The sequence below is a fragment of the Mameliella sp. AT18 genome (genome assembly GCF_028807275.1).
In the GTDB taxonomy this organism is placed as follows: Bacteria; Pseudomonadota; Alphaproteobacteria; order Rhodobacterales; family Rhodobacteraceae; genus Antarctobacter; species Antarctobacter albus.
Genome location: NZ_JARAMO010000013.1, coordinates 23,238 through 32,177 on the forward strand (window position 1 = coordinate 23,238; position 8,940 = coordinate 32,177).

The window sequence follows — 8,940 nt, forward strand, 5'->3', positions numbered from 1 at the left end:
GCCCGGGCAGCAAAGCAAAGCCGCCCCTCAAAGGCGAGGAATTTCGTGGCAGGCCTGCAAGGTGCACTGGTTTTAGACATTCGGGATCTTGCAGTTGACCCTGCGAAAGAGCAGACTCGGGCGCAGATTCCGAACGAGGGGGACTCTCAATGAAACTCAAAGTCGTCGCGGCCACCGCATTGGTCGCCCTGGCCGCCGCCTGCACCCAGCCCGAGCCGGTGCCGGTCTATGTGCCGGTCCAGTTCGACAAGTACGGCAACGTGGTCGGCGGGTCGATCGTGGATGGCAACTACGTGCTGGACGACGGCACCGTGGTCGGCCCGGTCAGCCCGGATGTCAGCGGCGGAAACCGTAATCGCAACCGCGAACGGACCGAACAGCAGTACCAGCAGCAGCAGGTCCAGCAGACCCAGACCCAGCAACAGAAGATGGGCGGCTGACCCGCCCAGGTCCGTTCCGGCGGGCCAGGGTGGCGAAAACACCGGCTGCGAAATCAAAAGGCCCCGCCAATGGCGGGGCCTTTTCACGTTGTCAGATGCAAGAGCGTCGCGATCAGTCGTTGCTGGCCGCCGTGGTCGGGGCCGCTGCGGGGGCCTGGGGCGCCGGCTGCTGGCGCTTGCCGCCGTTCAGCGGATCGTCCTGACGCTGCACCGAGCCTTCGAAATGGGCGCCGGATTCGATCGCGATGGTCTTGTGAATGATGTCGCCTTCGACACGGGCGGTGGCGGTCAGGCGCACCTTGAGGCCGCGCACGCGGCCCACGATACGGCCATTCACCACCACGTCGTCGGCGACCACTTCGCCCTTGATGGTGGCGCTTTCGCCGATGGTCAGGACATGGGCGCGGATGTCACCTTCGACCGTGCCTTCGACCTGGATGTCGCCGGTTGTCTTGATATTGCCCGTCACGTGCAGGTCGGCCGACAGCGACGAGGCCGGCGGCTTTGCCTTGGGCGTGGCTGCGGGCTTGTACTCGCCTGCGGAGGATTTCGAGGGCTCGGGCATGGCCGGTTTCGACGTATCGTCGGCCTTGTGGCCGGGCTCATTGATCTTGCTCTTAGAAAACATCTTTCGCAGCCTTGATATAGATCATCGGATTGACGGGTTTGCCGCCGACTCGGACTTCGTAGTGGAGATGAGTCCCGGTCGACCGACCGGTGTTCCCCATATCACCGATCCGATCCCCGCGCGAGACCCTTTGGCCGACCTTCACGCGGATTTTGGACATATGCGCGTAACGGGTCTCGATGCCGAATTCATGCTGGATCTTGACCAGCCGGCCATAGCCCGACTGCCAGTCCGCGTGGATCACGACGCCGTCGGCGGTGGAATAGATCGGCGTGCCGTGCGGCGCCGCGAAATCCGTGCCCGCGTGCAACCGGCCCCAGCGATAGCCGAACCCGCTGGTAAAGCGGAAGCTGTCCTTGAGCGGCGAGGCGAAAGGCGCCTTCTGGGCGGCGATCCGGTAGAGGTTCAGCCGGTCCATCTGGTTGAGGATGCGGTTGGCGCGCAGCGTCTCGGGTGAGGTGGCGTCGCCCTTGGTCGAAAAGCTGAGCGGCGTCATCGGGCCGCCCTGGCCGGAGTAGCCCTTGCGGACCTCGTTCAGGATGCGGTCCGGGTCCATGCCGGCCTTTTCGAACATCTTGTCCAGCGGCATGACGGAAACGGTCATCGCCTCTTCCAGCTGGCGAAAGATGCGGTCGTTCTTGTCTTCGAGGATCTCGATCTCGGCCTGCATCTCTGCGGCGCGGATCAGCGCGGCCTGGGCATCGGCGATCACCTGGTCGCGTTCCTCTGCGACGCGGGTCAGCGCCTCGTTCAGCAGCTTGACGGTGGCATCGTCGCCGCTGGCGCGGGCCAGGGCCACTTCGCCTTTAAGGTCGCTTTCCAGTTCGGCCAGCCGGGCGGTCGCCTCTTCGCGCGACTTCATCACCTCGCGCAGCGTGGCCTGGATCACGTCGATCCCGGTTTCCAGTTCGCGCCGCTGTGCCTCGGAATTCAGCAGTTCGGTCTGCATGACCGAGATCTGCTTCAGCGCGGAGGAAAAGCGATCCTGCGCGGCCAGCGCCTCGGCGGCACGGGCGTCGCGCTCGGCCGACAGGGCGTTCAGCCGCTGCTGGTAGGTCAGCTGGTCGCGCTTGGCCTGGTCGCGGAAGTTGCCGGCACCGATCGAATCCATCAGCAGGATCGACGTGGCCACGATGCTCCAGCCCACCAGCAATGTCAGACCGACAAAGCCGACCGCCTGCGTTTCCGATCTCAGCCGGATAAAGCGCGTGTCGCTGTCGGATCTCAGAAAGAGCCTGCGTTCCGGAAAGAAGCGCTCTACGAGCGCATGAAGTCTGATGGTCAGACGTGATCTCACCTGACTGTCCCCTAGTCCCGTCCCAATCAAGGTGCGCACAGTCCCCACTTAACGGCACCCTGTCGTCGGGCTTACCCCAGCCTTTCACGCAACCGCAAGATTTTTGGCCATGCGATTCGGTCGCACCGGCGGGAAGGGGCCGAAATGGCAAAAATCCGCCGATTCAACGGCTTCGGTTCGGGGTCTGATCCGCAAGCGGCCAGTAGAAATCCGGCGGCAATCCGGCCTCGGCGCGCTTTTCCTCGTTGAAGGGCGGTTTCAGCGCGCCTTTGAAGTACTTTCTCACCAGCTCGTGAAACACGCTTTTCGGGTCCGTGTCATGACGGCCACAGAGGAAATGGAACCACTTCGACCCGTAGGCCACATGGCTCACTTCCTCGGCATAGATGGTCTCCAGCGCGGCGACCGCGCTGTCCATCCCGGCCTTGCGGAAGATCGCGATCATGCCCGGCGTCACGTCCAGGCCACGCGCCTCCAGCACCATCGGCACCACCGCCAGCCGCCCCATGAAATCATCGACGGTGTCCTCGGCGGCGCGCCACATGCCCGCATGGGCGGGCAGGGCGCCGTAGTAGCTGCCCAGTTCCTCCAGGCAGTCGCACATCAGGTTGAAATGTTTGCTCTCCTCGTCCGCCGCCTTGACCCAGTCGTCGTAAAACCCGGCGGGCATCGGCGTTTCGGCAAAACGCGGGATGATGTCCCAATGCAGATCGACGGCGTTCAGCTCGATATGGGCGACGGCATGCAGCAGCGCTATGCGCCCCTGCGGGCTGCCTGGCTTGCGCTTGGGCACCTCGCGCGGGTCCAGCAGTTGCGGCGCCTCGGGGCGCGCAGGGCGCAGGGGCGCCGCCGCCCGCCCCAGCGGGATCTCCTCGCCGGCGGCGCGCGCCGCGAACCACCGCGCGGCATGGGCCCGCGACTTGGCGGTTTTCCGCCGCCCGTCCGCGGTGGTCAGAACGTCCACCGCCATCTCGCAAAGGCTCATCATCCCGCGCCCGCGTCCCTTTCCGGTCTGTCCAGGTTTCTTCTTGGCAAAAATACTCCCGGGGGTATGGGGGCAGCGCCCCCATGACGCAAGTCCCGGGCGCGGCTGCCGGGACTACAGCGCCTGTGCCGCCTCCAGCACCGCCTCGGCATGGCCGGGGACCTTCACCTTGCGCCATTCCTGCGCGATGCGGCCTTCGGCATCCACCAGGAAGGTGGAGCGTTCGATGCCCATGAAGGTCTTGCCGTACATCTTCTTTTCCTTCCAGACACCGTAGTTTTCGCACATGTCCGACCCTTCGTCCGAGATCAGCGGCACGGTCAGCGCCTTCTTGGCCATGAATTTCTCGTGGCTGGCGATCGAATCCTTGGACACGCCAAAGACCTTCACGCCCAGTTTCTCGAACTCGGGCAGAAGCGCGGTGAAGGCCTCGTTCTCCTTGGTGCAGCCCGAGGTGTCGTCGCGGGGATAGAAGAACAGCACCACCGGCGCGCCTTTCAGGGCCGAGAGGGATACCTCGCCCGAGGTCGAGGGCAGGGTGAAATCGGGGGCGGTTTCCAGCGCGGTGTCGGACATGGGTGTCTCCTTTGGTGCGTTGCGGTATGATGTGCCATAAAGCTGTGCCAGGAGAGTAAGACAATGGGCGCGGGCTTCCAGTGAGCAGTCAGGCCGGAATGCAGGAAAAATCCACACCGCCCCGCCGCCGCAGGCGCGGGCGGCGGGTTCTTTACGTCCTTGTGGCGCTTCTGGCGATGCTGGGGGTGGCGGGCTACGCGATGGTCGGCCGCCCGGTGGACGCGCCCGAATGGGTCCGCGAACGGATCGAAACACGCATCGCCGAGAGCCTGCCGGGAATCGAGGTCGATTTCGGCCGTATGAGCCTGCTGATCCAGCGCAGCGGCCTGGCACGGGTGATCCTCTGGGACGTCGAGATCCGCAATCTCAACGGCGAAACGGTGGCGCAGCTGTCGGACATCGAGGCGGGCCTGTCGCCCGCCGCGCTACTGAACGGCCAGGTCGACCTGCGCGAGGCGCAGGTTTCCGGCGCCTTCGTCACCCTGCGGCGCGATGCGGACGGGCGGCTGGGCCTGTCGCTGGGCGATGCCTTTGCCGCCAGTTCCGAGATGCCCGACATTGGCCAGATCATCGCCCGCATCGACACGGTCATGGGCGATCCGCGGCTGGCGGGGCTGACCTCCTTCGAGGCGGACGCGCTGACCCTGCGCTACGAGGACCAGCGCGCGCGGCGTGGCTGGACCGCCGACGGCGGGCGCCTGCGGCTGGCGCGCGAGGACGGGCGGCTGGCGCTGTCCGGCGATGTGGCGCTGCTGGCGGGCGGCGACGGCGTGGCCACGGTCGAGGTCGAGGCGCAAAGCCCCATCGGCAAGCAGAGCCTGGATTTCGGCGTCATCCTGCACGGGCTTGCCTCGCGCGACATCGCCACGCAAAGCCCGGCGCTGGCCTGGCTCGAGGAACTGGACGCACCGATCTCGGGGGCGCTGCGCTCGGGTCTCGATGAAAGCGGCGCGCTGAAACCGCTGGAGGCCTCTCTGCGGATCGGCAAAGGCGCGCTGCAGCCCACCGCCGCCACCCGCGCGCTGCCCTTCGACAGTGCCGAAACCGCCTTTACCTACACGCCCGCCGAGGGGCTGCTGCGGTTCCAGCGGATTCGCCTGGCCTCTCCGCTGGGCAAGGTGACGGCGGCCGGGACAGCCCGGCTGAACGAGGTCGAGACCGGCTGGCCGCAGGGGCTGACCGGGCAGTTCACGCTGAGCGACATGGCGCTGGCCAAGGGCGCACTGCTGGACCGCGAGGTCAGCCTGTCGGGGGCCGAGGCCGCCTTCAAGGTGCGGCTCGATCCGTTCGAGGTCACGCTGGGAGAGCTGCGCCTGACCGATCCGATCTACCCGTTGCGTGCCACGGGCCAACTCTCGGCGCAGGCCGAGGGCTGGCGCCTGGCGCTGGACACGCGGATCGCGCAGACCTCGCCGGAACAGGTGCTGAGCTTTTGGCCCGAGGACCTGCACCCGGGCACCCGCCGCTGGGTCGTGAACAACGTCCACAGCGGACGGGTCGAGGACGTGCAGTTCGCCCTGCGTGCGGACCCGGGCGCGGATAAGCCCAAGACCTATATCGACTTCGCCTTTGCCGAGGGTGTGGCGACCTTCAACCCGCGCATGCCGGGCCTGACCGGCGCCGCGGGCAGGGTGACGATCTACGACGGGCGGCTTGGGCTGCGGCTGGAGACGGGCATAACCGATGCGGGGCGCGGGCCCATCGACCTCAGCGGGACCGAATTCGTCATCGGCGATCTGCGGGTCAAACCCGCGGTGGGCGAGGTGCGCTTGCAGGCGCGGGGCAGCGTCACCGCCGCGCTGTCCTATCTCAACAACGAGGCCTGGCGCCTGATCGACAAGGCCGACCGGACCGTCGACATGGCCAGCGGACGGGCGCGCGTCTCGGGTCGGATCGCGCTGCCGCTGGTCAGGGGGCTGACGCTGCAGGACGTGGCGCTGAACCTCGAAGGCACGCTGCGCGACGTGGATGCACCGACGGCCATTCCGGGCAAGCCGCTGACCGCCGACCGGCTGGCCCTGAGCGTCACCAACACGGCGGTGGCCCTCGAAGGGGCGGTGATCGTCGACGGTGTCCCGGCCACGGGCCGCTGGGCGCGGCCCTTCTCCGGCTCTGGCGGTGAGGTCGACGCCGAGGTGACATTGACGCCCGAAAGCATCGCGGCACTGGGGATCGGCCTGCCGCCGGGCACGGTCCGGGGCAGTGGCAAGGGCATGTTGCGCATCGACATGCCGCGCGGCGCCCCGGCGAGGTTTTCGCTGACCAGCGACCTGGAGGGGATGGGCCTGTCGCTGCCGCAACTGGGCTGGGACATGGCGCCGGGCGAACGCGGCCGCTTTGCCGTCGCGGGCCTGCTGGGAGAGGTGCCGACCATCGAGCGGCTTGAACTGCAGGGTGCGGGGCTCGAGGCCGAGGGCCGCGTCCTGCTGACCGCACGGGGCGGGTTCGACCGGCTGGAACTGTCGCGGCTGACGGTGGGCGACTGGCTGGACGTCACGGGGCGTCTGCGCGGGCGCGGCGCCGGGGCGCTGCCGGCGATCGAGGTCGGCTCTGGCAGCGTGGACATGCGGCGCGCGCCCTTCACCTCCAGCTCGGGCACGGGGGGCGGGGATGGCGGGCCTGGGGGCGGCGCGCCGCTGACCCTGACGCTGGACAGCTTGCGTCTGACCGACAGCATCGTCTTCGAGGACTTCCGCGCCGATTTCGACACGACACGCGGGCTGAACGGGCGGTTCGATGCCCAGCTTGGCGGGCGCACGCCGGTCAAGGGGCTGGCGGTGCCGCAGGCCGGGGGCACCGCCTTCCGCATCACCGGAGAAGACGCGGGCGACGTGCTGCGGGCCGCGGGCTTTCTCAAGACCGTGCGCGACGGCAGCTTTCAGCTGGACATCGCGCCGGTCCGGGGCCAGCCGGGCAGCTATGACGGGTTCATGCGGATCGAGGGGACGCGGATGCGCAAGGCCCCCGCCATCGCCGCGCTCTTGGACGCGGTCAGTGTCGTGGGCCTGCTGGACCAGCTCAACGGGCCGGGGATATTCTTTACCGATGTCGAGGCGCGGTTCCGCCTGACCCCCAGCCGGGTGATCGTCAGCCGGTCCAGCGCGGTGGGACCGTCGATGGGGATTTCGCTGGACGGGTATTACGACCTGGCCAGCGGCAGCATGGACATGCAGGGGGTGCTGTCGCCGATCTACCTGATCAACGGCATCGGCCAGATCTTCTCGCGCCGGGGCGAGGGGCTGATCGGCTTCAATTTCAACCTGCGTGGCTCGGTCGAGAGTCCGCGCGTCATGGTCAACCCGCTTTCGGCCTTCACCCCGGGCATGTTCCGTGACATCTTCCGCCGGCCTCCGCCCAAGCTGTCACAGTGATTCCAACGGGTTGCCCCATGAAGCTCAGCGATTTCGATTTCGATCTGCCGGACGGGCTGATTGCCACGCGGCCCGCGCGTCCACGCACCTCGGCCCGGCTGCTGGTGGCCGAGGGCGACAAGATCACCGACGCGCATGTCACCGATCTTGTGGACTGGCTGCGCCCGGGGGACCGGCTGGTGCTGAACGACACGCGGGTGATCCCGGCGCGGCTGCAAGGTGTCCGGCGGCGCATCTCCGACGCCGGAGAGACTGAGGCCCGGATCGAGGTGACCTTGCTGGAGCCGCGTGCCGGCGGCACCTGGGCGGCCCTGATCAAGCCGTTGAAGAAGGTGCGCGATGGCGAGGAAATCATCTTTTCCAGTGCCTTGAGTGCCACTCTTGAGGCGCGCGAAGAGGGGCAGGGCCTGTTGCGCTTCAACCTTGAAGGCGATGATTTCGACGCCGCGCTGAACGCTGCAGGCGCCATGCCGCTGCCGCCCTACATCGCCGCCAAACGCCCCGCCGACGCGCAGGACCACGAGGATTACCAGACGGTCTGGGCCCGGCATTCCGGCGCCGTCGCCGCGCCCACCGCCTCGTTGCATTTCGACGACGCGCTGCTGGCACAATTGCGCGATAGGGGCGTGGAGTTCACCCATGTCACCCTGCATGTGGGCGCGGGCACCTTCCTGCCGGTCAAGGTCGAGGACGTGACCACCCACAGGATGCACGGCGAATGGGGCGAGGTCAGCGAAAAGGCCGCCGGTGAGATCGCCGCCACCCGCGCCGCGGGCGGGCGGATCATCCCCGTCGGCACCACCGCGCTGCGCCTGATCGAGACGGCCGCACGGGGGGGCGAAATCGCGCCGTTCCAGGGGGTGACGGATATCTTCATCTACCCCGGTTTCACCTTCAACGTGACCGACGCGCTGATGACCAATTTCCACCTGCCGAAATCGACCCTGATGATGCTGGTTTCGGCCCTGATGGGGCCTGACCGCATCCGGGCGATCTATGCCCATGCGGTTGCCACCGAATACCGGTTCTTTTCCTACGGCGATGCCTCGCTATTGATCCCGCCTGCGGGCTGAGAAACCGCGCGGAGGTTCCGCATCGGTCACAAGGTGGTCGGGGCAGGAAACCGCGTGTCGTGATCCTGCCGAAAAAAGTCGCAGCAATTCGCCAAGCGGTGACGCTTTTGGTTCCACAGCGACACAGAATCGGGCAGGGCGTCGCCAACGGCCATCCGGCAGTGGTGCGCCATTTTGCAGTGTGCCGAAAAGAAAGGACAACGCATTGGTCCATGTGCTGAAAAACTCCTGGGCGCTGCTCCTGGGCATGTTGCTCTTGATGATCGGCAACGGTCTGCAGGGGTCGTTGCTGGGCGTGCGCGGCGCGGCGGCGGGGTTTTCCGCCGGCACCATGTCGATCGTCATGGCGGGCTATTTCGCGGGTTTCCTGCTGGCCTCGCGGACCGTGCCGGGGATGATCCGGCGTGTCGGGCATGTGCGGGTCTTTGCGGCGCTGGGGTCCTTTGTCTCGGCGGTGCTGATCCTGTTCCCGGCGGTCCAGGACCCGATCGCCTGGACGCTGGGGCGGCTGGTGCTGGGCTTTTGTTTCTGCGGCGTCTACGTCACCGCCGAAAGCTGGCTGAACAATGC

The 8,940-nt window shown here is 67.0% G+C and carries 7 protein-coding genes and 1 pseudogene; 4 read left to right on the top strand and 4 right to left on the bottom strand.

Annotated features, from left to right (window positions below):
• The first annotated feature begins 149 nt into the window (after window positions 1-149).
• Window positions 150-440 (top strand): hypothetical protein, encoded by a 291-nt coding sequence (locus tag PVW46_RS01465; protein ID WP_069208499.1) that lies wholly within the window; start codon window positions 150-152, stop codon window positions 438-440.
• A 112-nt stretch (window positions 441-552) separates the two neighbouring features.
• Here the strand turns inward: PVW46_RS01465 and PVW46_RS01470 are convergent, their stop codons facing one another.
• The 4 genes from PVW46_RS01470 to PVW46_RS01485 form a co-directional block, all read right to left on the bottom strand.
• Entirely contained in the window at window positions 553-1,068 is a 516-nt protein-coding gene (locus PVW46_RS01470) for a bactofilin family protein (RefSeq protein WP_043143344.1), read from the bottom strand.
• On the bottom strand, window positions 1,058-2,365 hold the full coding sequence (locus PVW46_RS01475) for a M23 family metallopeptidase (RefSeq protein WP_069208498.1): 1,308 nt from the start codon (window positions 2,363-2,365) through the stop codon (window positions 1,058-1,060). The genes PVW46_RS01470 and PVW46_RS01475 overlap by 11 nt, the downstream gene beginning before the upstream one ends.
• A 163-nt stretch (window positions 2,366-2,528) precedes the next feature.
• Window positions 2,529-3,353, bottom strand: a complete 825-nt coding sequence (locus PVW46_RS01480) for a ferritin-like domain-containing protein (RefSeq protein WP_069208497.1) — start codon at window positions 3,351-3,353, stop codon at window positions 2,529-2,531.
• A gap of 111 nt (window positions 3,354-3,464) precedes the next feature.
• Window positions 3,465-3,926 (bottom strand): peroxiredoxin, encoded by a 462-nt coding sequence (locus PVW46_RS01485; protein WP_043143350.1) that lies wholly within the window; start codon window positions 3,924-3,926, stop codon window positions 3,465-3,467.
• Between the two features lie 98 nt (window positions 3,927-4,024).
• Here PVW46_RS01485 and PVW46_RS01490 point away from each other — a divergent pair, with 98 nt between their 5' ends.
• From PVW46_RS01490 to PVW46_RS01500, 3 genes and pseudogenes are all read left to right on the top strand, one after another.
• Window positions 4,025-7,297, top strand: a complete 3,273-nt coding sequence (locus PVW46_RS01490) for a YhdP family protein (RefSeq protein ID WP_274574157.1) — start codon at window positions 4,025-4,027, stop codon at window positions 7,295-7,297.
• 17 nt (window positions 7,298-7,314) lie between these two features.
• Complete coding sequence (gene queA, locus PVW46_RS01495) at window positions 7,315-8,370, top strand: tRNA preQ1(34) S-adenosylmethionine ribosyltransferase-isomerase QueA (RefSeq protein WP_069208774.1); 1,056 nt, start codon at window positions 7,315-7,317, stop codon at window positions 8,368-8,370.
• A gap of 247 nt (window positions 8,371-8,617) precedes the next feature.
• Window positions 8,618-8,940 (top strand): annotated as a pseudogene (locus tag PVW46_RS01500) (MFS transporter); the annotation flags it as partial.